Raw genomic sequence first — 23,476 nt, forward strand, 5'->3', positions numbered from 1 at the left:
GAATCCGGACATACTTGCGGCCTTACTGCTCTGACCCGACCGAGAAGCCTTATGCCCCGGCGATTATTCAAACGTTACATGCCTGACCCCGCGAGCATTCGGGAACATAAATCCTTACGCTTTCTCGGCACCCTGCTGCACGATCCCAACCTCTGGCACCTCAATCGTCATTCGGTGGCGCGGGCGATGGCCGTTGGCCTGTTCGCCGCTTTTCTGCCGATACCGCTGCAAATGCTCCTGGCCGCCGCGCTGGCCGTCACGGTTCGCGGCAACATCCCGATCGCGGTAAGCCTGGTCTGGCTGACCAACCCCATCACCATGCCCGCGGTATTCTTCTGCACCTATCAGACCGGCGCCTGGCTGATGGACGTTCCAGCCCGGACGCTGCCGGACGAATTGACCTGGGAGTGGATCACCAACCAGCTGTCAACGTTGTGGCAGCCGTTTTTGCTGGGGTCGGTGGTCACTGGGTTGGTGCTTGGAGTCTTGGCTTATTTCGTCACCATGGCGTATTGGCGATGGTGGGTTGCCAGGCAGTGGCGGCGGCGCAAGCGCAGTCGGATGAGAGAAAAGCTGGACTGACCGCGTTTCCCCTCCAGACACGAAATTAGAGGGTAATCCGAACTCCTTGTGGGAGCGAGCCTGCTCGCGAAGAGGCCATCACAGCCAACATCTGCATCGGATGATGCTCAGCCTTCGCGAGCAGGCTCGCTCCCACAGGTACGACACTTCAGACACAGACCGGGTCAGGTACGCATCCCTCGCCCACTCACCAGCAACCGCGCACAGCTCACATAAAGCACCACGGTCGCCACTAGCATGAAGGTAATTGCAATACTGATGCGAATGTCCGAAACGCCAAGGATCCCGTAGCGGAAAGCATTGACCATATGCAGCACCGGGTTGGCCAGCGATACGGTCTGCCAGAACGGTGGCAGCAGGGAAATCGAGTAGAACACCCCGCCCAGATACGTCAGCGGCGTGAGCACGAACGTCGGGATGATGGAGATGTCATCGAAGTTTCGCGCGAACACCGCGTTGATGAAGCCCAGCAGCGAAAAGATCGTCGCCGTCAGGACCACCACCAGGATCGTCACCCCCAGGTGATGCACCTGCAGATTAGTGAAGAACAGCGACAGCAGCGTCACGATCAGGCCGACCGCCAGCCCGCGCAGCACGCCACCCAGGGTGAAGCCGATCAGGATCGTATGGGGTGAAACCGGTGAAACCATCAGCTCTTCGATGGAGCGCTGGAACTTGCTGCCGAAGAAACTCGATACCACGTTGCCGTAGGAGTTGGTGATCACCGACATCATGATCAGCCCCGGCACAATGTAGTCCATGTACGTGAAACCGCCCATGTCGCCGATCTGCCGGCCGATCAGGTTACCGAAAATCACGAAGTACAGGACCATGGTGATCGCCGGGGGCAGCAGGGTCTGCGGCCAGATCCGCATGAAGCGCCGGACTTCACGATAGACAATGGTATTGAGGGCGATGAGGTTGGGGCGCAGTTCCGAACTCATACTCATACCGCCACCTTCGCCAGGTTTTTTTCCACCAGGGACACGAACAACTCCTCAAGGCGATTGGTCTTGTTGCGCAGGCTCAGCACTTCGATGTTTTGCACGGCCAGCTGGGTGAACAGCCCGGTGATACCGGCGGACTTGTCAACCTGGACCTCCAGGGTATGGCCGTCAAGCAGGCGAGCCGGATAACCCACCAACTGCGGCGCGGCGCTCAGGTCATGCTTGAGATCCAGCAGGAAGGTTTCCACATGCAGCTGACTCAGCAACTGCCGCATGCTGGTGTTCTCGACGATGGTGCCGTGGTCGATGATGCCGATGTTGCGGCACAGCTGCTCGGCCTCTTCCAGATAGTGCGTGGTGAGGATGATGGTGATGCCTTTCTGGTTCAGCTCGGTGAGGAAGGTCCACATCGAACGACGCAGCTCGATGTCCACGCCGGCGGTGGGTTCGTCGAGGATCAGCAGGCGCGGTTCATGCACCAGCGCGCGGGCAATCATCAGGCGTCGCTTCATGCCGCCGGACAACGAACGGGACGGCACATCGCGCTTGTCCCACAAGCCAAGCTGGGTCAGATACTGCTCGGCGCGCTCGTTGGCGATCTTCGGCGGGATGCCGTAGTAGCCGGCCTGGGTCACGACGATGTCGAAGGTCTTTTCGAACTGGTTGAAGTTGAATTCCTGGGGCACCACGCCGATGCAGCGCTTGAGCGCGGCGGGCTCGCGGTCCAGGTCATGGCCGAAGACGTTCACCGTCCCGCCGGATTTGTTCACCAGCGTGGAAAGAATGCCGATGGTGGTGGATTTGCCGGCACCGTTGGGGCCCAGCAAGGCAAAAAAATCACCTTCGGCGACATCCAGATCGATACCACTCAGGGCCTGGAAACCGTTGCCGTAGGTTTTGGTTAGCTGCCGTATGGACAGAGCGGAACTCATATCGGATTACGCACCAAGAAGGGGAGGAAGAAGAATAGATAAGGGCCGGCGGCGAGCAATACAACCACGGCGCATGAAGGCAATGGTGCGTGGCGTCGCCGCACAAGTACAGTGAAGTGTGTCGATAGTAAGTATTAAGTCAACGCGGTCATGACGGCCTTGCGATAAGCCGGACGCTGCTGGAGCCGCGCATACCAGGCCTCCAGCCGAGGCAATGCGGCGCGCTCGATGGGCATCTCGAACCAGGCATAAATGAAACTGCCCAAGGGAATGTCGCCCATTCCGATTTCCTCACCGCAGAGGTAAGGCTGTTCGCCGAGGGCTTGCTCCACCATTGCCAGCAACTGGTCGCACTCCTTGATTGCCGCATTGATGGCCGGCCAGTCCTGCTGCTCGGCCGGGGTGCGCAGCACGCCCCAGAACACCGTGCGAAACGGAGCGGCAAAGCTGGACGTGGTCCAGTCCATCCATTTTTCAGCGCTGGCGCGGGCCTGTATGTCATCGGGATACCAGGCCGAGCCTGAGGCATGGCGAGCCACCAGGTAACGCACGATGGTATTGGATTCCCAGAGCACGAAGCCGTCGTCTTCTATCATCGGAACCCGGCCGTTGGGATTTTTCGCGCGGTACTCGGGCGTATCCACCACGCCAAACGCGCCGCCCGCGTCGATGGCCTCGTAGGCCAGCCCCAGCTCTTCGGCACACCACAGCGCCTTGCGTACGTTCGACGAATTCTTCCGACCCCAGATCTTCAGCATCACGGCTTCCTCAATGGATAAATGCCGCAGCAGCATACGCCGGATCAACCGCGACTCAAATCACCCCTGCACGTCGCCGAGCAATAACGGCGTTTCAGCCAAACAATGGCGTTTTCTCACCTGACCAACGAACGATTTCCTACCGGTGTTGCCAACCAGACTGGCGCAATGCATCCAAGGTTTCCCACGAAATCAATCACATCGCGCCGACCGCCGGTTTTACAGAGGACGTCTAAGCTCTGAGGGTCGGTCTTGCCCTGGTTCACGGAGGATTATTTATGCTGTTGTTGTGGATACTGGTTCTGGTCGTCGGGATAGCCTGGCTGGCACACCGCCGCACCGCCCCGCTGCCAGCGCTGGGCATCGTTGCGGTCTACCTGTTGGCGATGGGCATCTTCAGCCATGCGCCCGGGTGGCTGCTGCTTGTCCTATGGTTGGTACTTGCCGCCGTTGCAGCCCCGCTGTTGCTACCTGACCTGCGCCGTAGATATTTCAGCGCGCCGATGTTCGACTGGTTCCAGAAAACCTTGCCACCGATGTCCGAGACCGAGCGCGATGCCATTGATGCCGGCACGGTGTGGTGGGACGGGGAATTATTCAGCGGCCGGCCGGACTGGGACATGCTGCTGGCCTACCCAAAAGTAAAACTGACTGACGAAGAGCAGGCGTTTCTCGACGGTCCAACCGAAGAACTCTGCGCGATGGTCAGCGACTGGCAGATCGGCCAGGCCATGGACCTGCCGCCCGAAGCCTGGGCCCATATCAAGGAACATGGTTTCTTCGCCCTGATCATTCCGAAGGAATACGGTGGCAAGGGGTTTTCCGCCTACGCCCATTCCCAGGTAGCGATGAAACTGGCGACCCGCAGTGGCGACCTGGCGTCCACCGTGATGGTCCCCAACTCCCTCGGCCCGGCGGAACTGCTGCTGCACTACGGCACCGATGAACAACGCAACCATTATCTGCCGCGACTGGCCCGGGGTGACGATATTCCCTGCTTCGCCCTGACCGGGCCGCTGGCTGGCTCCGATGCGGGGGCGATGCCCGACACCGGGATTATTTGCAAGGGCGAATGGCAAGGCCAGGAAACCATCGGCCTGCGCTTGAACTGGGAAAAACGCTACATCACCCTCGGCCCCGTCGCCACCCTCCTCGGCCTGGCCTTCAAAGCCTATGATCCCGACCATCTGCTAGGTGACGAAGAAGACCTGGGGATCAGCCTGGCGCTGATCCCCACGGATACGCCCGGTGTCAATATCGGTCGCCGTCACCTGCCTCTTGGCGCCGCCTTCATGAACGGACCGAACTGGGGCAAGGACGTGTTCATCCCGCTGGACTTCCTCATCGGCGGCCAGGCCATGCTCGGCAAGGGCTGGATGATGCTGATGAATTGCCTGTCGGTCGGGCGCTCGATTTCCCTGCCAGCGGTAGGGACCGGCGCGGCGAAGTTCACCAGCCTGGTCACCGGCCAGTACGCCCAGGTAAGGGAACAATTCAACGTGCCGTTGTCCGCCTTCGAGGGCATCCAGGAAGCCATGGCACGTATCGGCGGCAATGCCTGGCTGATGGACGCCGCACGCATGCTGACCGCCAACGCGGTGGACCTCGGCGAAAAACCCTCGGTACTCTCGGCCATCCTCAAGTACCACCTGACCGAGCGCGGCCGCGAGTGCATCAGCCACGCCATGGACGTGCACGGCGGCAAGGGCATCATCATGGGGCCGAACAATTACCTGGGCCGCAGCTGGCAAGGTGCGCCGATTTTCATCACGGTCGAAGGCGCGAATATCCTCTCGCGCAACCTGATGATCTTCGGCCAGGGGGCGATTCGCTGCCATCCGTTCGTATTGAAGGAAATGGCCCTGGCAACTCGAGAAGACAAAGACCAGGCATTGGTCGAATTCGACGGGTTGCTGCTCAAGCACATCGGTTTTGCCATCGGCAACGCCGCCAGCACCCTGGTCCTGAACCTCGGCCTGGGGCACTTCGACAACGTGCCGGGCAATGCCCTGAGCCAAGGGTATTTCCGTGCCCTCAACCGGCAGGCGGCGGCATTCGCCTTGCTGGCGGACCTGAGCATGATGCTGCTGGGTGGCGAACTCAAACGTCGCGAACGCCTGTCGGCCCGCCTGGGGGATGTATTGAGCAACCTTTACCTGGCCTCGGCGGCGCTCAAGCGCTATCACGACCTTGACTCGCCAGACCATATGGCGCCGCTGTTTCGCTGGGCCATGGAGGAAAGCCTGGGACAATCGGAGCGGGCACTGGACGAACTGCTGGTCAACTTCCCGAACCGGCTGCTGGGCGGCCTCTTGCGAGTGGTGGTGTTTCCTTTCGGCCGCCGTCACAAGGGACCGAGCGACAGGCTGGACGCCGAGGTGGCTGCCGTTATCGGTCGCGCCAAGGGCGATCCGACTCTGGAAGAGCTGCTCCAAGGCTGTTATCGCCCGCAGTCGGAAGAGGACCCGGTGGGTGCGCTGCAACATGCCGCCGACCTGCTGGCCGCCGCCCAGCCCCTTCACAAAAAGCTCCATGGAGCGTTCAAGCAGGGTCAACTCAACCCGGCGCCCGGCGAACCTATCATCGATGCGGCCCTGGAGGCGGGTGTCCTGCAAGCCGGTGAGGCGCAGACCCTGCGCGCAGCCGAAGCGGCACGCCGCAAGGTCATCGATGTGGATGATTTCGACAAGGAGGAACTGACGCTCGCCGAGGCCAAGGTGCGGTGATGCTGGCAGCGATCTGATCGATAGCATGTAAAAGCGGGCGCAGGAGCTTTATACTCCTGCGCCCGTTTTGCTCTTGAGGACTTATCTCGTGTCCAACGTCGTTGCCGATCACCTCGTCTTGCTTGACCACTTGCGCAGCATCCTGGTCGCCGTGGGTGAGGCCGAACAGGTTCCCGAAGAAAGCCATGCGCTGTTCCTGGAGCGCTTTGACGAATTGCGCGCGCAACTGCCAGTCGACCCGATCGAAAGCCAGTACCTGGGCCAGGACCTGCTGTGCCAGGTGATCGTGCGTTATCCACAGATCGCCCACCTGGTGCCCCGAGACCTGCTGTGGTATTTCGGCGGCGATTGCCTGCACTACATGCCCGACGAAGAGATCGCCCTGTACCAGGCCCTCGAGGAACGTCGTTTCGAAGCCGAGCAAAACGACGAGCCGTTCGACTGGAACCAGGAAAAACAATTGCTGGCCATGTCTGATCAGGACAGCAAGCACTGATTGCAAACAGCACGACAAAGACCCGCATGGCTTAAAAACTCTGCGGGTCTTTTTTTGATCTTTTATCGAGCCAGGTTTGGCAGTGCGCGCGTGGTACACAGCCTTGAGGGCTGAATAGACTTTTTTCACGCGCATAAAAAAACGCCGCTCAATGAGCGGCGTTTTTTTGAATTTGGAGCGGGAAACGAGACTCGAACTCGCGACCCCGACCTTGGCAAGGTCGTGCTCTACCAACTGAGCTATTCCCGCAAATGGCGTCCCCTAGGGGACTCGAACCCCTGTTACCGCCGTGAAAGGGCGGTGTCCTAGGCCACTAGACGAAGGGGACACGCTAACTGGAACACATGGTGTGTATCCCAGTGCCCAAATCCGCATCCGAAGATGTCGGCTCTGGTTTCACTCAGCCCTGCCCGAAAGCAACGCTGTTTAAATTGGAGCGGGAAACGAGACTCGAACTCGCGACCCCGACCTTGGCAAGGTCGTGCTCTACCAACTGAGCTATTCCCGCATTGGCGTCCCCTAGGGGACTCGAACCCCTGTTACCGCCGTGAAAGGGCGGTGTCCTAGGCCACTAGACGAAGGGGACACACGTACAACATTCACTGCTTATCGCGTTTGGCTGAGTGCTTTACGCTGTAAGTGGCGCGCATTCTATGGATGGATTGGAGGGTCGTCAACCCCCGAATATAAATTTATTTAAATCAATGACTTCGCCCGGTTTGAGGAGGATTCGCGGATTTTCCCCGTCCGCTCTCTGGCGCCTATATTCTGTCGCCCGCCAAGGGGTTATAGTCGCGCCCGACAAATAGTGGCAATGTGCATCTACTCCGCTACGCGCCGCGTGAACAGTACGTCGCCCGTCTAATCGCGTCGCTCGGGCCTATGCGCTTAAAAGCCAAGCCACTACACTCATGACATGCGAACGCTAATAAAGAGGTCTTACCGGTGACACCACTCATGATCACCCTGCTCGTCGTAGCCGGGATCGCACTGTTGATCGCCATTGGCTACATGAACCATGTGGTGGAAAACAACAAGCTGGAAAAGGCCCGCACCAAAGTCGAACTCAACGACCGCTTGCGGCGTTGCGGCGAGCTCACGGAAACCTTCCCCGGCCAGTTGATGACCCCGGCCCTGAAGTTGCTGATGACACGCCTGGAGATGAATGTCTGCCAGCGCTTGCTCAATCTTGAAAAGTCCAACGCTGCGGTCAAGGCTCGCCTGGATGAACTGTCCGCATTGGCTGCTCAGGGTGAGTCGATCCCGGTAGGCAACCCGCCGGCACCGATACAAACCGAGGCCAAGGCCAAGGATGTGCGGTTTCTGCTCGAAGCGTTGCACGGCCAGATCACCCGCGCCGCGCAGGATGGCTTCCTGCCGCCCAACGAGGCCAAGCGCTGGATCCGTGAAGTGCGGCACCTGCTGGTGCTGCTGCACATCGAGTTCTTCAACAATCTCGGTCAGCAAGCCTTGCAACAGGAGCAGCCGGGGCAGGCCCGCCTGGCATTCGAGCGAGGCGTGCAATACCTGCGCAAACAGCAGGAGCCGCAGGTCTATGCCGAACAGTTGGCCTATCTGGAGAAGCTTCTGGCCCGCGCCAATGCCCAGGTCCTGGCCAGCACCCAGCCGGTCGAGGGCGAGGTTAACCAGTTGACTGAAGGGTTGAAGGAAGACGAAGCGAACGACGAGTGGAAGAAAAAGAAAGTCTACGATTGAGTTCGGACTGATAGCCCGCCCGTTTCTTGTGCAAACACATTTCTCTGTGGGAGCGAGCCTGCTCGCGAAGACGGTGGTTCAGCCAGCATGAATAGTGGCTGACACACCGCTTTCGCGAGCAGGCTCGCTCCCACACGGTTTCGCGGCGTGCATTAACTCTGTGACTGATGAAGATCCAAGGTGGTAGCGAGCCTGCTCGCGAAGGCGCTCAGTGCAGCCCCACACTCACAACCTGAAATGCCCCACCATCCCCTTCAACTCGCTCCCCAGCTGTGCCAGCTCAATGCTTGAAGCGGCATTGCCCTGCATGGCCATGGACGATTGATCGGCGCTGGCACGGATACTGGTAACACTGCGGTTGATCTCTTCAGCCACCGAACTCTGTTGCTCGGCTGCCGCCGCGATCTGTTGGTTCATCTGCTGGATCAACGACACCGCCGCCGCAATGCTGCCCAATGCGCTTTCGGTCTGCAGCGCATCGCTGACGGCCATTTTCACCAATTCGCCGCTGCTCTGGATCTGTTGTACGGAGGTCTGGGCGGCCGAGCGCAGGGCGCTGACCAATCGCTCGATTTCCTCAGTGGACTGTTGCGTACGCTTGGCCAGGGCTCGCACCTCATCGGCCACCACGGCAAAACCCCTGCCCTGCTCGCCCGCCCTGGCCGCCTCGATAGCGGCGTTGAGCGCCAGCAGGTTGGTTTGTTCGGCGACGCTCTTGATCACGCTCAGCACCGTGCCGATGTTCTGTATCTCGGCGCTGAGGCTTTCGATGCTGGTGCTGGCCGACGTCGCCGAATCAGCCAGTTGTCCGATACGCACCATGCTCTGGCGCACCACCCGCTGGCCGCTTTCAACCTTGTCGTCGGCGGTCTGGGCTGCTCGCGCGGCCTCTTCGGCGTTGCGCGCCACGTCATGCACGGTGGCGGTCATCTGGTTCATGGCCGTGGCCACCTGCTCGGTTTCCTCCTTCTGGCTGCTGACTTCAAGGTTGGTCTGCTCGGTCACGGACGACAGCGACTGTGCCGAGCTGGCCAATTGCTCGATGCCGGCCTGCAAACCGCTGACGATGCTGCTCAAGCCGGCCGCCATCTGCTGCATGGCCAGCATCAACTGGCCGATCTCATCCCGACGTGTCACATCGACCTTGGCACTCAAGTCACCTGAAGCAATCTGTTGGGCGACGCGAATGACACTGCGCAGCGGCGTAACGATCAGCCGGGTGATGAGCCAGGCAGCGATCAATCCCACCAGCAGGGCCAGGGCCGACGAACCGACGATCATCAGCGAATTTTTCTTCAGCTCCGCCTGCATTGCACTGTCTTCAGCGTTGTAGGCTTGGTCGACCCGCGCCACAACCTGGTCGGCACGCTCATGCAATTGCTGGTAGACGGTTTTCTCCTTGGCCAGCAAACCGGTGTATTCGGCCAACTGCTGATTGAATCCGCCGATGTGCCCGGCCACTTCGTTGAGTACGGTCTGGTAACCCGGATCCTTGACCGCGCCCTTGAGTACTTCGGCCAGTTTCATGGCCTGCTCGGCCTGTTCGATGTTGCCTTGCCCGGCGTTCTCCTCGCTGCCTTTACGGCTCTGGTCCAGGCGAACCCGCGCTTCGTTCATGGCCTGCAGCATCAGCCGCGAGACCTCGCTGACCTGGTTGGCCTGCTCGATGAATTCCGCACCGTCCTTGCCTTCGGACTCTTTCAAGGTATAGGCGCCGTCATCGGCCAGACCCGCCTGCAACACCTCCAGGTTGTTGGCGACACTGGAAACAGACCAACTGGCCATTTCCAGGGCCAGGTCCTTGCTCTGGCTCAGATCCACAAACTCATCGAATGCCTTGCGATACGCCGCCAGAGCCTGCTCCACTTCATTCATCACCGGTACATTGGCAGCCGATTGCGCCTTGAGCTCATTCGCCAGGGCAACCAATGCATCGACACCCTGGCGCAAGGCATCGGCCGTCTTGGGGTCGGAGCGCGAGGCGTATTCCTGCTCAAGTAACCGGACCTTGAGCAACCCGCTGTTGAGGGACGACATCTGTTTCAAACCATCGAAACGCTGACTGATGGTTTGCAGGGACCAGACACCGATGGCCGCCACCAACGCAGTGAGCAGCAACACCAGGAAAAACCCGATGCCCAGTTTTTTCGCCATACCGAGGTTGGCGAAACGTCCTTGCACGGCCGTAATCATTGCGCCCAGTCCTCTGCCAGTGTGTGTTGCTTGCAGATTCGCAACGAGACACCTCGCAACACAAGATGCCTGCGTCGGAATAATGGCAAAAAGCTACATCCGCGTCGTTTTCAGGACACTTGAGGTCGATCCAGAGCCGTGGCATGGAAAAACGCCAACGCCTTGGGGTCTCGGGCATGGGCCACGTTGATCCGCAACCAGTCAGTGTCGGTGCCTGAAGGACTGAACGCCGTACGCGAGGACAGCTGGATGCCGGAGTACCTGGCCAGACGCTGCAACCTGCCGTAGTCGCAAATGGGCGGGCGCGCCCAAATGAACAGCCCCCCTGCCGGTTTGCCAAAAACTTCCCAGTCGGCCTCGTCGAGCAACTGCAACGTCATGGCCATATCGGCATTCAGCCGCTGCCGCTGGCGCTGGACCAGTTTTCGGTAGGCACCGTTGGCCAACAGATTGGTCAGTACCGCTTCAGAGAATCGCGACCCGCCCATGCTGGTTATCCCCTTGACCTCGCTCAATCGCGCGATAACGCAGGGCCCGGCCACCACGAAGCCGACTCGTAACGAACTGCTGAGGGTTTTCGAGAAACTGCCGAGGTAGATCACATCGGCATCCAGAGCGGCCAGGCGGACTCGCGTCGAACCCTGGAAATCGGCATAGACATCGTCCTCGATAACCAGCATGGCGTGCTCTTTCGCCAACTCAAGCAATCGCTGGGCTACAGCCGGGGAAAGATTGCTGCCGGTTGGGTTGTGGCAGGCACTGTTGATGAACAGGGCGTTGGGGCGATGCATCGCCAACAGACATTCGAGCGCAGCGATGTCCGGGCCGTGCGGTGTTCTCGGCAGTTCGATCATGTCGATCCTGTGCAGCCTGAGCAGGTCGAACAGTTTCGAATAACCCGGGCTTTCCACCACGACGCAGCTTCCTGGCAGCAGAAGAGTGCGCACGATCAGGTCCAGCCCGTGGCTTACCCCCGTCGTGGTCAGGATCAGGTTTTCATCGGCATCGATATCGAACTGTTTCAGGCGCCTGGACAATTGCTCGCGCAAGGCCGGCAGCCCCATCGGCGTGCTGTAGTTGAACAACCCCGCCATATCGGTGCGGGTAACCTGGCGGATCGCATAACCAAGGTCGTCGCTTTCACGCCAGCTCTCGGGCAACCCGCCGCCCCCCAGTTCCAGAGCCCCTGGCGAACCGTCCCCCAACCCCGCCTGCTGGCAAGAAATGCCCGGCGGCCAAAACTGATCGACCGGCTCATGCCATGCCAAAGGGCCTGAGGCGACCAGAAAACCTGAGCCATGACGAGAGGCCAGCAGCCCCTGGGCCACCAGCCGCTGGCAGGCTTCGTGGACACTCGCCTGGCTTAGCAGGTTTTCCCGCGCGAGCCGCCGGATCGATGGCAGGCGCGCCCCTGGCGGCACCACACCCTGGCGGATCCGGCTGGCCAGCGCGTCGACAATTTGCTGCACGACAGGCACCAGGGCCTGCCGGTCGATTCTCAACTCCATGAGTAAACCAAGCTCCTAAGCGAATGTTTTACGTTCGAAAGAGTTAAGCACAGGGCCGAGTCGGACGATGTAAGCCAAAGACGTGAAAACGCCTGCTTCTCATCCTTTGAAATACATTGGCCGGTCAATCGAGCGCACCTGCCTCCAAAAACGAAGCCCGCATCCAGTGCGGGCTTCGTCCTGCATGCAGGGTTGCAACCATGACGATCAGAACGCCGTGACCCCGCCGTCCACGGCCAGCGAATGCCCCGTAGTGAATGCCGCCCCGTCGCTGCACAGGTACAGCACCGCGCTGGCGATCTCCTCGACCTTGCCAATACGCCCCACGGGATGCATCGCATTGGCGAATTCGCCTTTCTTCGGGTCCGCCTCGTAGGCGCGCCGGAACATATCGGTGTCGATGACCGCCGGGCAGACCGCGTTCACACGGATTTTCTTCTTGGCGTATTCGATGGCAGCCGACTTGGTCAGCCCGATCACCGCGTGCTTGGATGCTGCATAGATGCTCATTTTCGGCGCGGCCCCTAGCCCGGCCACCGAGGCCGTATTGACGATAGCGCCGCCCCCTTGGGCCAGCAGCAACGGCAATTGATACTTCATGCACAGCCAGACGCCTTTGACGTTGACCCCCATGATCGCGTCGAACTCGTCAAGCGTGCCATCGGCCAGCTTGCCCTTCTCGATCTCGATGCCGGCGTTGTTGAATGCGTAATCCAGGCGACCGTAGGCACTGATCACCTCGTCCATCAGACGTTGCACATCGCTTTCCACGGTCACGTCACAGCGCACGAACACCGCCTCGCCACCGGCATCGCGAATCAACTGCACCGTACCCTCGCCGCCCGCCATGTCCAGGTCCGCCGCGACCACTTTCAGGCCTTGCGCCGCGAACGCCTGGGCGGTGGCGCGGCCAATGCCTGCCGCCGCGCCCGTGACCACGGCAACCTGTCCGGAAAACGTCATGCTCATCGTCAATGCCTCGAAGAATTACGGGAGTCACTGAATATAGTCATCGTCCGCGCTACTGCGGCAGCACTATGCAAATGCCGGTTGGATATTCATGGATGCCAGTGATAACAGCCCCGCCCGCATCATCACCGCGTTGGATCGACGTGCATTCGCTGTGTCGGCAAACCTTGCGGTCAACCCGCCGAGGGTCTATCAACAAGGCTTCATTCATCTTGAGTCCCAGCCATGACTGCCCAGATCAATCGCCAGTTCCTGCTCGCCAAACGCCCGGTAGGCGCCGCGACCCGCGAGACATTCACTTATCAACAAGTGCCGGCCGGCGAACCGGCAGCCGGTCAGATCCTGGTGAAGAACGAATACCTGTCTCTGGACCCGGCCATGCGTGGCTGGATGAACGAGGGTAAGTCCTATATCCCGCCGGTCGGCATCGGTGAAGTCATGCGAGCCTTGGGCGTAGGCCAGGTGGTCGCGTCGAATAATCCGGGCTTTGGGGTCGGGGACTACGTCAACGGTGCATTGGGCGTGCAGGATTATTTTCTCGGCGAGCCACGAGGTTTCTACAAGGTAGATCCGAAACTGGCGCCGCTGCCGCGTTATTTGTCCGCGCTGGGCATGACCGGCATGACCGCCTATTTCGCCCTGCTGGATGTCGGCGCCCCCAAGGCCGGCGAAACCGTAGTGCTCTCGGGAGCCGCCGGGGCGGTGGGCAGCATCGCCGGGCAGATCGCCAAAATCAAAGGCTGCCGCGTGGTCGGCATTGCCGGCGGTGCCGATAAATGCCGGTTTCTCATTGATGAGCTGGGCTTTGACGGCGCCATCGACTACAAGAGCGAAGACGTCCACGCCGGCCTCAAGCGCGAATGCCCGAAAGGCGTGGATGTGTACTTCGACAACGTCGGCGGCGACATCCTCGATGCGGTGCTCAGCCGCCTGAACATGAAGGCCCGCGTGGTGATTTGCGGTGCGATCAGCCAATACAACAACAAGGAAGCGGTGAAAGGACCGGCCAACTACCTGTCGCTACTGGTCAATCGCGCACGCATGGAAGGCTTCGTGGTCATGGACTACGCCGCGCAATTCGCCGCCGCCGGGCAGGAAATGGCCGGCTGGATGGCCAAGGGGCAGCTCAAGAGCAAGGAAGACATCGTCGAAGGGCTGGAGACCTTCCCCGAGACGCTGACCAAGCTGTTCAGCGGGGAGAACTTCGGGAAGTTGGTGTTGAAGGTCTGACAGGAAGCAACTGTGGGAGCGAGCCTGCTCGCGAAGGGGCCGTGTCAGACAATATCTAATTGACTGACATACCGCTTTCGCGAGCAGGCTCGCTCCCACAGATGGGGTGAGCAGATTTGAACCGCAGGTGGGCGTCAGGCCAGCTCGGCCACCACCGCCGCCAGCGCCTTGGCCGGATCGGCGGCCTGGCTGATCGGACGGCCGATCACCAGATAGTCAGAACCGGCATCCAGTGCCTGGCGCGGCGTCAGGATACGACGCTGGTCGTCCTGGGCGCTGCCCGCTGGACGAATCCCCGGGGTCACCAGTTGCAGCGACGGGTGGGCCGTCTTCAGGGCGCCGGCTTCCAGGGCCGAACAGACCAGACCGTCCATGCCGGCCTTCTGCGCCAGCGCCGCCAGACGCAACACCTGCTCCTGGGGCTCGATGTCCAGGCCGATTCCCGCCAGGTCCTCACGCTCCATGCTGGTCAGCACGGTCACGCCGATCAGCAGCGGTTTCGGACCGCTGCGCTGGTCCAGCACTTCCCGGCACGCCGCCATCATGCGCAGGCCACCGGAGCAGTGCACGTTGACCATCCACACGCCCATCTCCGCAGCGGCCTTGACGGCCATGGCGGTGGTGTTGGGGATGTCGTGGAATTTCAGGTCGAGGAAGACCTCGAAGCCCTTGTCGCGCAGGGTACCGACGATTTCCGCAGCACAACTGGTGAACAGTTCCTTGCCGACTTTGACCCGGCAGAGCTTGGGGTCCAACTGGTCGGCCAGCTTCAGGGCGGCGTCACGGGTAGGGAAATCCAGGGCGACGATGATAGGCGTCTGGCAGGCGGACATGAGCGGGCTCTCAGGCAAGTCGAAATCGGCGCGCATTGTAGCGGAACCAGCGCCTGTGCGGGACCCGATGATCGGTAAATCGTCGTCAGCCCTGGCGCCCTTTGTGTCCGCGCCGATACATTCATGACACGCATGCAACACGCCGGCACGTTAATCTGCGCCGCCGCACCCGGTTATTCCGGCGCTTCACGGCCCACCGGCCGAAGCTTATGCTCTAACCACGCCTCGCCGCCTCTCTGCGGTTGGCAGTCAACCTGGCAGATGATGCACCCATGCAGAACACCCCTGTTGCAAATTCTGGCGACCCACAAGTACTCGACGACGATAAGCGTTGGAGCACCCACGCACTGATCGTCGATGACGACGTACCGATCCGAGAACTGCTGATCGACTACCTGGCCCGCTTCAGCATTCGCGCCATCGGCGTGACCGATGGCGCGGCCATGCGCCAGGCGCTGCAGGCCGGGCATTTCGATGTGGTCGTCCTGGACCTGATGTTGCCGGGCGAGGACGGCTTGCAGCTGTGCCGCTGGCTGCGGGCCGAATCGGACATTCCGATCCTGATGCTGACTGCCCGCTGCGAACCCACCGATCGCATCATCGGCCTGGAACTGGGTGCCGACGACTACATGGCCAAGCCCTTCGAACCCAGGGAGTTGGTGGCGCGAATCCAGACCATCCTGCGCCGCGTGCGTGATGATCGCACCGAGCAGCGCGCCAATATCCGCTTCGACAACTGGCGGCTCAACAGCGTACTGCGCCAACTGATTTCCGCCGACGGGCTGGTGGTGCCGCTATCCAACGCCGAGTTCCGGCTGCTATGGGTGTTCATCGAGCGTCCGCACCGAGTGCTCAGCCGTGAACAACTGCTGGACGCGGCCCGCGGTCGTTCGATCGAAGCCTTTGATCGCAGTATCGACCTGCTGGTCTCGCGCTTGCGTCAAAAGCTGGGTGACGACCCGAAGGCCCCGCAGTTGATCAAGACCGTACGCGGTGAAGGCTACCTGTTCGACGCGCGAGCCATCAGTTGATGCGCATGCGCCTGGACACCCTGTTCGGCCGGCTGTTCGGCGTGCTTTTGCTGGCGATCGTCCTGGCGCACCTGCTGGCTTTTGCCTGGTTTTTCTACTACGGCCCGCCACCGCCTCCGGGACCACCACCCGAGTCTTCCCGGCCAATCGAAGGCGGCCAAGGCTCGGCGCCACCAACCGATCGTCCTTTGCGCCCGCGGTTCGGCGGTCCCGTGGTGCCGCTGACATTTCAGTTTGTGTTCCTGATCGTAGCCGCCTGGTACGGCGCCAAGCTGTTGACCCGGCCGATCCAGCGCCTGAGCGAGGCCGCCGAACGATTAAGCGAGAACCTCGACAGCCAGCCATTGGATGCAAGCGGCCCCAGGGAGGCACGCCAGGCGGCCCATACGTTCAACTTGATGCAGCAGCGGATCCGTGAGCAGGTACAACAGCGCTCGCGGATGCTCGGCGCGGTCTCCCACGATTTGCGAACGCCGCTGTCACGGCTAAAGTTGCGCCTGGAACAGATTGACGACCCCAAGCTGCAAAACCAGATGCGCCAGGACCTGGACGACATGATCGGCATGCTCGACGCCACGCTTTCCTACTTGCATGAACAACGCACCAGCGAAGCGTTGCAATGGATGGATGTGCAAGCCTTGGCGGAATCACTGAGCGAGAATGCCCAGGATCAGGGTGCCGATGTCCAGGTCAGTGGTGCCTGCGCCCCGCTGCTGGTGCAGCCCATGGCGCTGCGCTCGTGCATCAACAACCTCATCGACAATGCCTTGCGCTACGCCGGTCATGCCTCGATCGTCCTGGAAGACCAGCGCCACCAATTGCTGATCCGAGTGATCGATCACGGCCCCGGCATCGCCGCAGACAAACGCGAAGCTGTGTTCGAGCCGTTCTTTCGCCTGGAAGGCTCGCGCAACCGCAACTCCGGCGGCGTAGGCCTGGGCATGACCATCGCCCGGGAAGCCGCCGAACGTCTGGGTGGGCAACTGAGCCTGGAGGAAACTCCCGGGGGCGGATTGACGGCGGTGATCGGCCTGCCCCGTCGTTGATGTGAGGCAATCGAAAATCCGTGGCGGTAGCGTTACCGCGCGTGGCTCTTGCTCCAATCCGTCAGCAAGCTGTACGCCACCGCCAACAGCGTCGGACCGATGAACAGGCCGATGAAACCAAAGGCGATCAACCCGCCGAAAACCCCCAGCAGCACGATGACCAGCGGCAGGTTTCCGCCGCGGCTGATCAGGTAAGGCTTGAGCACGTTATCCACGCCGCTGATGATGAAGGTGCCCCAGATACCGAGGAATACCGCCATCCCGTATTCGCCCTTCCACGCCAGCCAGGCCGTGGCGGGGATCCAGACCAGCGGCGGGCCCATGGGAATCAGGCTGAGCAGGAAAGTGACAATACCAAGCACCAGTGCTCCCGGCACGCCCGCGATCAGGAAACCGATCAGCGCGAGCACGGCCTGGGCCGCCGCGGTACCGATCACGCCGTTGACCACCCGCTGCACCGTACCGGCCACCAGGTCGACGTAGTACCCGGCACGGTCACCAATCAACCGCTCCAGCAAGCCTTGGACAAAGGCCGCCAGGCGCGGGCCGTCACGGTAGAAAAAGAACACGAACACGATGCTCAACGTCAGTTCGAGAATACCGCCGCCTACTTGCGCGCTACGGGCCAGCAACCAATTGCCGACCCTTCCGAGGTATGGCTTGATGGACACCATCATCGCCGCGCCCTGTTGGTCGATGCTGTCCCAGAGCGTCACCAGCCGCCCACCTACCAGCGGCACACCAGCCAGCCATTCCGGCGCTGCGGGCAGGCCGTCGACCTGGACATCCCTGATGAACGCCGTGGCATCGCGCACATGATCGGCCAGGTTGAATCCCAGCCACACCAGCGGCACCGCCACCAGTAACATCCAGCCGACCGTCAGCAACGCCGCGGCGAGGGATTCACGCCCGTTGACCCAGCGGGTCAGCAAGCGCATCAGCGGCCAGCTGGCGAAAGCCAGCACGGCGCCCCAGAATAGCGCCGACCAAAATGGCGCCATCACCCAGAGGCTTGCGCCGAACAACACCAACAGCAGGATCTGCACCAATAGCCGATCGTTATTGAGCATGAAAGGTCTCGAAAAATTAACGGGGCCGGTCAACGGCGTGGGGTGCATCCCTGAAACAGCTTATCGCAACAGTTCAAGGTGCAGACCCTTCGCGTCATCGCTGGCCGTCTCCATGCGCGCGGCCCGCACACCCTGGCCAATGAGGGCCTGGCGCCACACCTCGGCCTGCGGGCCGGCGATGCTGACCCGAAGGCCGGTGTCCAGGTTCAGCGCCCGGGAGAGCAAACGCAGCCAGGCGTCGTCCGGCTCGCCGGCAAGACGCGGCAGATCCAGCACGCCGGTGTCCTTGAGCTGGCGCAGCAACGTCGCAGACGTCGGCAGCAGATCCCCCAGGGGAGCGTTCGCTTCGAACTGTTCGACGTGCAGGTAGGCCTTGCGGTTGCCGCGGGTGATGGCATACAGCGCGATCAGCGTGTTGTCCGCCGGCGGCGCCAGGCGCAACAGCAGATAGGCCTGGCCGCTGTCGGCACCATAGAGCTTGGCATTGCCAAACACCTGGTTGGCCCACAGGCTGCTCTCACCGCAATCACGCGCCTGGCACCAGAAAAGCAGCTCGGCGTCCTGCTTCTGCAGTGCTTCGCGAGCAGCAGTAAAAGCCTGGGTGGCGGTGTGCTCCGGCGGTAATTCATAGGTGACTGACGTGACGTTGCCACGGGCGTCGACCTGCCCATCGAAGCGCAGCTGGCCGCTGATCCTGCGGATCGAGCCCATCGGGTAGATACGCTCAAGGTCGCTGGTTTGCTTGTAATCGACGATTTGCGCGTCGGGCATCCGCGGCACGCGCGCCAGGTCCCGGCTGCCGGGCACATCGGCGGCCAGGGCGGCCGGACCGAAAGCGGCCAGCGCCAGCAGGGCGAATGAATACATGGATAGTTTCATCGGATCGACTGTGCCTGGACCCGCGCGACGCGAAGGCGTCTTTTAATGCTGATGCGCAGCAAGGCGAATGTACGGTTTTCTGTCATGGTTGGCTCCCTTTCCACCCGCCAAGCCTCGACAGTTGCCCGGCGCAAGTCAAGAAACGCTGAAGAACCGATTGAAACAGTCTGCTACAAGAGCCGCACCGACCTCATCGTTCAGGTGCAAATGATGACCGCCAGGCAACCGCTCATGACTGAAGGGTAGCCGTTCCAGCAACTCCGGATGCTGGGCCAGCATGCCGTCAGCTGCCACCACCAGGTGCGCTGGACAGGCGACTCGGGCCAAGAACGCCATGGCCTGTTCATCGGTCAGGCGCAGTGGCGATGGCAAAGTCAGGCGGTTGTCGGTGCGCCAGGTATAGCCGCCCGACACTGGCATCAGGCCGCGCTGGGCGAGCAACTCGGCGGCCTCGCGACTGACCGCCACCAGCCCTTTCATGCGCGCTTCGATGGCTCGGTCGAGGGTTGTGTAGACCGGTTTGCGCTTTTCCTGCAAATCCAGCTGCGCCTGCAGGGCCATGCCCATCCGCTCCGCCGCATTGTCGCCCTTGGCTGTAGGCGGAATCACCCCGTCGATCAGGCCCAGGTGCGTGATCCGCTCCGGCAGGGAGCCGGCCAGCACCAGCGAAACGATGGCGCCCATCGAGTGCCCCAACAGCGCGAAACGTTTCAAGCCCAATTGCTCGGCCACTTGCAGCACATCATGGGCGTAGTCCCACAGGGCGTAACCGGCCCCGGGCGGGCGGTGTCCGGAATGACCGTGGCCGGCCATGTCCAGGGCAATCACCCGCACACCCTCCAGCCGTGGGGCGAGCCGGGCGAAGCTGTTGGCGTTGTCCAGCCAGCCATGCAGCGCGATCACCGGCCGGCCATCCTCCGGTCCGAACAGGTGGGCGGCGAGTTCGATATGGGGCAAGCTCAGGCGAACCTCTTCGACGGCGTTCATGCGTCAGGCCCTTGCCAGCGCTGAAGCAGGTCCTTGAGCAGGTTGGCCGTGTCCTGGGGATATTCGAGGGGAAACATGTGGCCACCGGGCATGGTCAGGGATTCACCCTGCGGCATGCGCCCCACCACACGCGTGTGATGACGCATCACCACGCGACTCTGCCGGCCCCGTACTACCGCCAGCGGAACCTGGAGTGTTCCAGCCCTCGCGGGGCGGGTATGGGGCACGCCACGGTAGATGCTGATCTCCGTGGCCGGGTCGAAGCGTAGCCGCAGCCGGTCACCGACAGGTTGCAAGCCATGTTGCAGATAAGCTTCAAAGCATTCCGGGTCGAAACCGCGAAACAGCGTTTTGCCGGCAAAATAGGCCCGCGCCGACGCCAGGTCGCTGAATTCCTCGCGCCGTCCCAGGGTCCGCCCGGCCGGGGTCAGGCGATCAATGAACCCCATGCGCTTGGCGGCCAGGATCAGCCATCGGTCGGCGCGGGTCAGCACCGGGGAATCGAGCATGACCACGCCGCGATACAACCGAGGGCAACGCAACGCCGCGTGCAAGTGCAACACACCGCCCAGGGAATGCCCGACGCCCCACACCGGTTCCGGTTGCTGCTCCAGGTGATGAATCAGCTCGTCCACCAGGTTGTTCCAGTTGTCGTCCACCGGAAACCGTGGGTCGTGACCGTGCAGTTCGAGGTGCGCGACCTCATATTGCGGCGCCAGCGCGGCGAACAGCTTGCCGTAGGTAGCCGAGGGGAAACCATTGGCGTGGGCGAAAAACACCTGTTGTGACATGTTGGCCGATCCGTTGCGAGAACTGCCACCGATTGTCCGCAGAACCCGATAGCCCGGCAATGACCGTAACTGACAGGAATGATGACAGTCGGGGTTGGGATATGGCACTGCAAGCCGAGTGAGCAGCGAAACCTGTGGCGAGGGGATTTATCCCCGCCGGGGTGCGAAGCGCCCCCAGGTTTGCCGACTCGATTAGCCTGGTACACCGAGTTGCCTGATTTTGGGGCTGCTTCGCATCCCAGCGGGGATAAATCCCCTCACCACAAAAGCCTGCTCCAGCGTCGCGGGCAATCAACGCGCCGGCGGCTGCTCGCCCAGCGGCACCACCGCCATGGTCAGGCGCGATACACAGTTGACCTTGCCATCATCATTGACCAGGCGAATGTCCCAGACCTGCGTGGTGCGGCCCAGGTGAACCACGCGAGCCGTCGCGGTGACCCGCCCGCTGCGCACGCCGCGCAGGTGGTTGGCGTTGATTTCCAGGCCGACGCAATAGAACTTGCTGGTGTCCACGCACAGGTAGGCGGCCATGGACCCGACCGTTTCGGCCAGCACCACCGACGCGCCGCCGTGCAGCAACCCGAACGGTTGGTGGGTACGGTGATCCACCACCATGCTCGCCGTCAGGGATTCGTCATCGAAGGATTCGAAACGGATGTCCAGCACTTCGCTGATGGTATTTTTACCGGCGGCGTTCAGTTGTTCGATGTTGGGGGTGGTGCGCCAAAGACTCATCGTGCCCTTCCTTCGTGATTTTTTGTTTTGCCCGCCCGGAAGCGGTTTCTCAGGGATGCCTGAGGCTCTTGAGTTTCATCGAGCCGGCCAACGGCAGGTCGCCTTCCAGCTCGGCCAGACCGGCCGTTTGCACCTGTTCAGGTTGCTGCAAGTGGCCGTGCTGCAACAAGCCCAACAGGCTGCCCACCAGCGGGTTGTGGCTGACCAGCAGCACGTCGTCCTGGTCCTCCAGATGTTTCAACACATCGGCCGGCCGGGTCTCCGGGGTGAGCCAGTCGACCGTGATCAACTCTGGCTCGAACCCCAGGGCTTCACGCAACAGTTGCGCGGTTTGCTGGGCACGCACGTAGGGACTGGCATAAATGGCCCGCAACGGCTCAGCCATCAACTGCCCGGCGCTGCGCAGCACCTCTTCGCGGCCATGGACCGTCAATACCCGCTCAGGGTCCGGACGAGCCCCGTGCGGCTCTGCTTCACCGTGACGCAATACCCACAGTTTCATAGTTTCGGCTCCTCGTCACGGACCGGGTGCGGCGCCGGCGCCACGGTGTGAGGCGCTTCGCCTTCCGGTGTCCGCGGGGTCGGCCAGTCAGCGAAGGGCCAGGGTTTCTGGTCGCTGTGGAAAGTGCCGAAGCGGCCGATCTGCGCGAGGAACTGGCTCAGGCTGTCGCCAAAATTCATCAGGCTGGCGCTGGGTGCGCCGTAGATCAGTCGATAAACCAATTGCACCAGCACCACGGCGCCGAGGATGAATTGCGCCACCTGCCAGACCAGCAGGTAGATCACCATCCACAGCACACGCAGCAGGATGGATTCGTATTGTGGCTGCCCTTTCGGATCGTTCATGGTTCGCTCCTGCTTGCGGTCGATACGGAATCAGTTGAAACCGCTGGTGGAAATGAAATCGACATCGGTCTTCGGTTCGCCACGCATCAACAGTTCGATGACCTGCTCCAGCGTGCGCCCTTCAAACAGAATGGCGTGCAGTCCCGCGACCAGCGGCATATACACCCCGGTCTCCTGGGACTTGGCCTTGAGGACCTTGAGGGTATTGACCCCTTCCGCCACTTCACCCAGGCGCGACACGGCCTCGTCCAGGCTCAGGCCCTGGCCGAGGGCGAAGCCGACCTGGTAGTTGCGACTCTTGGGCGAAGAGCAGGTGACAATCAGGTCGCCCACCCCAGCCAGCCCGAGGAATGTCATCGGGTTGGCTCCCTGGCTGACGGCAAAACGGGTCATCTCCGCCAGCGCCCGGGTGATGAGCATGCTCTTGGTGTTTTCGCCCATGCCCAGCGCGACCGCCATGCCGGCGATGATCGCGTAGACGTTCTTCAGCGCCCCGCCCAGCTCCACGCCGAAACGATCGGCGCTGGCATAGACCCGGAAGGTTCGGCCATGAAGGGCGGCCTGGACCCGCTGGCAAAGCTCCTCGTCTTCACTGGCGACCACGGTGGCGGTCAGCGCATGCTCGGCGATTTCCCGCGCCAGGTTCGGCCCGGAAATCACGCCGATGCGCGCCTTGGGGGCGATTTCCTCAAGAATCTCGCTCATCAGCTTGAAGGTCTGCGCCTCGATGCCTTTGGTCAGGCTCACCAGCAACTTGCCGCTCAGGCGTTCGGCGTGGGACGCCAGCACCGAGCGCAGGGCGCTGGAAGGCAAGGCAACGAAGAACAGATCGCTGCCCTCGAGCGTGGCCTGCAAATCGGTGACCGGCTCCACTTCAGGGCGAACCTTGATGCCTTTGAGGTAACGCGGATTCTCCCGGTTGAGCCGGATGGCCTCGGCCTGCTCCGGGTCACGCATCCACTGGCGCACCGCGTGGCCGTTCTCCGCCAGCAGGTTAGCCACGGCGGTGCCGAAACTCCCGCCTCCCAGGACCGCGATCGGGCGCTGTTCAGTCATATGCAATCCGCTCTTCCATACCAAGTGGCAATGCCCGGCATTATACGGAGCAGCCGAACCGCGACCAGCCCCGTCAGCAATTACCGATGGCAGTAGCAAGCTGACAATCAACTGCGAGGAAAATGCTGCCAACGTGAATGGAAAA

Annotated in this window: 22 protein-coding genes, 4 tRNA genes and 1 pseudogene; 7 read left to right on the top strand and 20 right to left on the bottom strand. The window is 61.6% G+C overall.

The genetic code is table 11. The features are described from left to right. Nucleotides 1-51 precede the first annotated feature (51 nt). Complete coding sequence (locus J3P84_RS19280; protein ID WP_434569369.1) at nucleotides 52-582, top strand: DUF2062 domain-containing protein; 531 nt, start codon at nucleotides 52-54, stop codon at nucleotides 580-582. A gap of 164 nt (nucleotides 583-746) precedes the next feature. On the opposite strand, the gene J3P84_RS19285 is transcribed toward J3P84_RS19280, so the two are convergent. The 3 genes from J3P84_RS19285 to J3P84_RS19295 form a co-directional block, all read right to left on the bottom strand. Next, nucleotides 747-1,526, bottom strand: a complete 780-nt coding sequence (locus J3P84_RS19285; protein ID WP_434574258.1) for an ABC transporter permease — start codon at nucleotides 1,524-1,526, stop codon at nucleotides 747-749. 2 nt (nucleotides 1,527-1,528) lie between these two features. Further along, nucleotides 1,529-2,461, bottom strand: a complete 933-nt coding sequence (locus J3P84_RS19290) for an ABC transporter ATP-binding protein (protein WP_305496072.1) — start codon at nucleotides 2,459-2,461, stop codon at nucleotides 1,529-1,531. A gap of 134 nt (nucleotides 2,462-2,595) precedes the next feature. Next, nucleotides 2,596-3,219: a glutathione S-transferase family protein gene (locus tag J3P84_RS19295; RefSeq protein ID WP_434625195.1), complete on the bottom strand. Its 624-nt coding sequence runs from the start codon at nucleotides 3,217-3,219 to the stop codon at nucleotides 2,596-2,598. A gap of 278 nt (nucleotides 3,220-3,497) precedes the next feature. Here J3P84_RS19295 and J3P84_RS19300 point away from each other — a divergent pair, with 278 nt between their 5' ends. Continuing rightward, nucleotides 3,498-5,945 carry an acyl-CoA dehydrogenase gene (locus J3P84_RS19300; protein ID WP_434625197.1) on the top strand — a complete coding sequence of 816 codons (2,448 nt, stop codon included), beginning with the start codon at nucleotides 3,498-3,500 and terminating at the stop codon, nucleotides 5,943-5,945. A gap of 88 nt (nucleotides 5,946-6,033) precedes the next feature. Further along, entirely contained in the window at nucleotides 6,034-6,441 is a 408-nt protein-coding gene (locus tag J3P84_RS19305; RefSeq protein WP_305496075.1) for a PA2817 family protein, read from the top strand. A gap of 173 nt (nucleotides 6,442-6,614) precedes the next feature. On the opposite strand, the gene J3P84_RS19310 is transcribed toward J3P84_RS19305, so the two are convergent. The 4 genes from J3P84_RS19310 to J3P84_RS19325 all read right to left on the bottom strand — a co-directional run bounded on the left by J3P84_RS19310 (nucleotide 6,615) and on the right by J3P84_RS19325 (nucleotide 7,027). Next, nucleotides 6,615-6,690 (bottom strand) — tRNA-Gly (locus J3P84_RS19310). A 3-nt stretch (nucleotides 6,691-6,693) separates the two neighbouring features. After that, a tRNA-Glu gene (locus tag J3P84_RS19315) sits at nucleotides 6,694-6,769 on the bottom strand. 104 nt (nucleotides 6,770-6,873) lie between these two features. Then, nucleotides 6,874-6,949, bottom strand: a tRNA-Gly gene (locus J3P84_RS19320). A gap of 2 nt (nucleotides 6,950-6,951) precedes the next feature. Next, nucleotides 6,952-7,027: transfer RNA gene (locus J3P84_RS19325), tRNA-Glu, on the bottom strand. A 371-nt stretch (nucleotides 7,028-7,398) separates the two neighbouring features. Between J3P84_RS19325 and J3P84_RS19330 the strand changes: the two genes are divergently transcribed. Then, the gene (locus J3P84_RS19330) at nucleotides 7,399-8,157 is read left to right on the top strand and encodes a hypothetical protein (protein ID WP_434625199.1); all 759 of its coding nucleotides are present in this window, start codon (nucleotides 7,399-7,401) and stop codon (nucleotides 8,155-8,157) included. Nucleotides 8,158-8,382: 225 nt separating this feature from the next. Here the strand turns inward: J3P84_RS19330 and J3P84_RS19335 are convergent, their stop codons facing one another. The 4 genes and pseudogenes from J3P84_RS19335 to J3P84_RS19350 all read right to left on the bottom strand — a co-directional run bounded on the left by J3P84_RS19335 (nucleotide 8,383) and on the right by J3P84_RS19350 (nucleotide 12,827). Further along, complete coding sequence (locus J3P84_RS19335; RefSeq protein WP_434631434.1) at nucleotides 8,383-9,264, bottom strand: methyl-accepting chemotaxis protein; 882 nt, start codon at nucleotides 9,262-9,264, stop codon at nucleotides 8,383-8,385. A gap of 27 nt (nucleotides 9,265-9,291) precedes the next feature. After that, a pseudogene (locus J3P84_RS19340) lies at nucleotides 9,292-10,350 on the bottom strand (methyl-accepting chemotaxis protein); the annotation flags it as partial. A gap of 110 nt (nucleotides 10,351-10,460) precedes the next feature. Further along, on the bottom strand, nucleotides 10,461-11,858 hold the full coding sequence (locus J3P84_RS19345; protein WP_434625201.1) for a PLP-dependent aminotransferase family protein: 1,398 nt from the start codon (nucleotides 11,856-11,858) through the stop codon (nucleotides 10,461-10,463). Nucleotides 11,859-12,065: 207 nt separating this feature from the next. Then, nucleotides 12,066-12,827, bottom strand: a complete 762-nt coding sequence (locus J3P84_RS19350; protein WP_434625203.1) for an SDR family oxidoreductase — start codon at nucleotides 12,825-12,827, stop codon at nucleotides 12,066-12,068. A gap of 225 nt (nucleotides 12,828-13,052) precedes the next feature. Here J3P84_RS19350 and J3P84_RS19355 point away from each other — a divergent pair, with 225 nt between their 5' ends. Continuing rightward, complete coding sequence (locus tag J3P84_RS19355; RefSeq protein WP_434625205.1) at nucleotides 13,053-14,057, top strand: NADP-dependent oxidoreductase; 1,005 nt, start codon at nucleotides 13,053-13,055, stop codon at nucleotides 14,055-14,057. Between the two features lie 134 nt (nucleotides 14,058-14,191). On the opposite strand, the gene pyrF is transcribed toward J3P84_RS19355, so the two are convergent. Continuing rightward, entirely contained in the window at nucleotides 14,192-14,890 is a 699-nt protein-coding gene (gene pyrF, locus J3P84_RS19360) for an orotidine-5'-phosphate decarboxylase (protein ID WP_434569389.1), read from the bottom strand. Nucleotides 14,891-15,162: 272 nt separating this feature from the next. Here pyrF and J3P84_RS19365 point away from each other — a divergent pair, with 272 nt between their 5' ends. Continuing rightward, nucleotides 15,163-15,921 carry a response regulator gene (locus J3P84_RS19365; protein WP_434625207.1) on the top strand — a complete coding sequence of 253 codons (759 nt, stop codon included), beginning with the start codon at nucleotides 15,163-15,165 and terminating at the stop codon, nucleotides 15,919-15,921. Continuing rightward, entirely contained in the window at nucleotides 15,921-16,967 is a 1,047-nt protein-coding gene (locus tag J3P84_RS19370; RefSeq protein WP_434625209.1) for a sensor histidine kinase, read from the top strand. The genes J3P84_RS19365 and J3P84_RS19370 overlap by 1 nt, the downstream gene beginning before the upstream one ends. Nucleotides 16,968-16,999: 32 nt before the next feature. Here J3P84_RS19370 and J3P84_RS19375 read toward each other — a convergent pair whose 3' ends face one another. The 8 genes from J3P84_RS19375 to J3P84_RS19410 form a co-directional block, all read right to left on the bottom strand. Further along, nucleotides 17,000-18,037 carry an AI-2E family transporter gene (locus tag J3P84_RS19375; protein ID WP_434603211.1) on the bottom strand — a complete coding sequence of 346 codons (1,038 nt, stop codon included), beginning with the start codon at nucleotides 18,035-18,037 and terminating at the stop codon, nucleotides 17,000-17,002. Between the two features lie 60 nt (nucleotides 18,038-18,097). Next, nucleotides 18,098-18,904, bottom strand: a complete 807-nt coding sequence (locus J3P84_RS19380; protein ID WP_434625211.1) for a DUF4892 domain-containing protein — start codon at nucleotides 18,902-18,904, stop codon at nucleotides 18,098-18,100. 147 nt (nucleotides 18,905-19,051) lie between these two features. After that, complete coding sequence (locus tag J3P84_RS19385; protein ID WP_434625213.1) at nucleotides 19,052-19,903, bottom strand: alpha/beta hydrolase; 852 nt, start codon at nucleotides 19,901-19,903, stop codon at nucleotides 19,052-19,054. Continuing rightward, nucleotides 19,900-20,694, bottom strand: coding sequence for an alpha/beta fold hydrolase (locus tag J3P84_RS19390; RefSeq protein ID WP_434569392.1), 795 nt, complete (start codon nucleotides 20,692-20,694; stop codon nucleotides 19,900-19,902). Before J3P84_RS19390 ends, J3P84_RS19385 begins: the two co-directional genes overlap by 4 nt. A gap of 291 nt (nucleotides 20,695-20,985) precedes the next feature. After that, entirely contained in the window at nucleotides 20,986-21,429 is a 444-nt protein-coding gene (locus J3P84_RS19395; RefSeq protein WP_434569393.1) for a hotdog fold thioesterase, read from the bottom strand. A gap of 49 nt (nucleotides 21,430-21,478) precedes the next feature. After that, nucleotides 21,479-21,931 carry a phosphohistidine phosphatase SixA gene (gene sixA / locus J3P84_RS19400; RefSeq protein WP_434625216.1) on the bottom strand — a complete coding sequence of 151 codons (453 nt, stop codon included), beginning with the start codon at nucleotides 21,929-21,931 and terminating at the stop codon, nucleotides 21,479-21,481. Continuing rightward, entirely contained in the window at nucleotides 21,928-22,275 is a 348-nt protein-coding gene (locus J3P84_RS19405) for a DUF4389 domain-containing protein (protein WP_434569395.1), read from the bottom strand. Before J3P84_RS19405 ends, sixA begins: the two co-directional genes overlap by 4 nt. 30 nt (nucleotides 22,276-22,305) lie before the next feature. Further along, the gene (locus J3P84_RS19410) at nucleotides 22,306-23,331 is read right to left on the bottom strand and encodes an NAD(P)H-dependent glycerol-3-phosphate dehydrogenase (protein WP_434625219.1); all 1,026 of its coding nucleotides are present in this window, start codon (nucleotides 23,329-23,331) and stop codon (nucleotides 22,306-22,308) included. Nucleotides 23,332-23,476 lie beyond the last annotated feature (145 nt).

This window comes from Pseudomonas sp. Z1-29 (genome assembly GCF_051131995.1).
Classification (GTDB): Bacteria; Pseudomonadota; Gammaproteobacteria; order Pseudomonadales; family Pseudomonadaceae; genus Aquipseudomonas.

Coding starts and splice junctions, on each gene's coding strand:
- J3P84_RS19330 (WP_434625199.1), top strand. CDS start 7,399: ATGATCACCCTGCTCGTCGTAGCCGGGATCGCACTGTTGATCGCCATT.
- J3P84_RS19300 (WP_434625197.1), top strand. CDS start 3,498: ATGCTGTTGTTGTGGATACTGGTTCTGGTCGTCGGGATAGCCTGGCTG.
- J3P84_RS19370 (WP_434625209.1), top strand. CDS start 15,921: ATGCGCATGCGCCTGGACACCCTGTTCGGCCGGCTGTTCGGCGTGCTT.
- pyrF (WP_434569389.1), bottom strand. CDS start 14,890: ATGTCCGCCTGCCAGACGCCTATCATCGTCGCCCTGGATTTCCCTACC.
- J3P84_RS19295 (WP_434625195.1), bottom strand. CDS start 3,219: ATGCTGAAGATCTGGGGTCGGAAGAATTCGTCGAACGTACGCAAGGCG.
- J3P84_RS19375 (WP_434603211.1), bottom strand. CDS start 18,037: ATGCTCAATAACGATCGGCTATTGGTGCAGATCCTGCTGTTGGTGTTG.
- J3P84_RS19335 (WP_434631434.1), bottom strand. CDS start 9,264: ATGCTGGCCATGCAGCAGATGGCGGCCGGCTTGAGCAGCATCGTCAGC.
- J3P84_RS19365 (WP_434625207.1), top strand. CDS start 15,163: ATGCAGAACACCCCTGTTGCAAATTCTGGCGACCCACAAGTACTCGAC.
- J3P84_RS19410 (WP_434625219.1), bottom strand. CDS start 23,331: ATGACTGAACAGCGCCCGATCGCGGTCCTGGGAGGCGGGAGTTTCGGC.
- J3P84_RS19345 (WP_434625201.1), bottom strand. CDS start 11,858: ATGGAGTTGAGAATCGACCGGCAGGCCCTGGTGCCTGTCGTGCAGCAA.
- J3P84_RS19385 (WP_434625213.1), bottom strand. CDS start 19,903: ATGAACGCCGTCGAAGAGGTTCGCCTGAGCTTGCCCCATATCGAACTC.
- J3P84_RS19280 (WP_434569369.1), top strand. CDS start 52: ATGCCCCGGCGATTATTCAAACGTTACATGCCTGACCCCGCGAGCATT.
- J3P84_RS19350 (WP_434625203.1), bottom strand. CDS start 12,827: ATGAGCATGACGTTTTCCGGACAGGTTGCCGTGGTCACGGGCGCGGCG.
- sixA (WP_434625216.1), bottom strand. CDS start 21,931: ATGAAACTGTGGGTATTGCGTCACGGTGAAGCAGAGCCGCACGGGGCT.
- J3P84_RS19405 (WP_434569395.1), bottom strand. CDS start 22,275: ATGAACGATCCGAAAGGGCAGCCACAATACGAATCCATCCTGCTGCGT.
- J3P84_RS19380 (WP_434625211.1), bottom strand. CDS start 18,904: ATGTATTCATTCGCCCTGCTGGCGCTGGCCGCTTTCGGTCCGGCCGCC.
- J3P84_RS19355 (WP_434625205.1), top strand. CDS start 13,053: ATGACTGCCCAGATCAATCGCCAGTTCCTGCTCGCCAAACGCCCGGTA.
- J3P84_RS19395 (WP_434569393.1), bottom strand. CDS start 21,429: ATGAGTCTTTGGCGCACCACCCCCAACATCGAACAACTGAACGCCGCC.
- J3P84_RS19290 (WP_305496072.1), bottom strand. CDS start 2,461: ATGAGTTCCGCTCTGTCCATACGGCAGCTAACCAAAACCTACGGCAAC.
- J3P84_RS19390 (WP_434569392.1), bottom strand. CDS start 20,694: ATGTCACAACAGGTGTTTTTCGCCCACGCCAATGGTTTCCCCTCGGCT.
- J3P84_RS19285 (WP_434574258.1), bottom strand. CDS start 1,526: ATGAGTTCGGAACTGCGCCCCAACCTCATCGCCCTCAATACCATTGTC.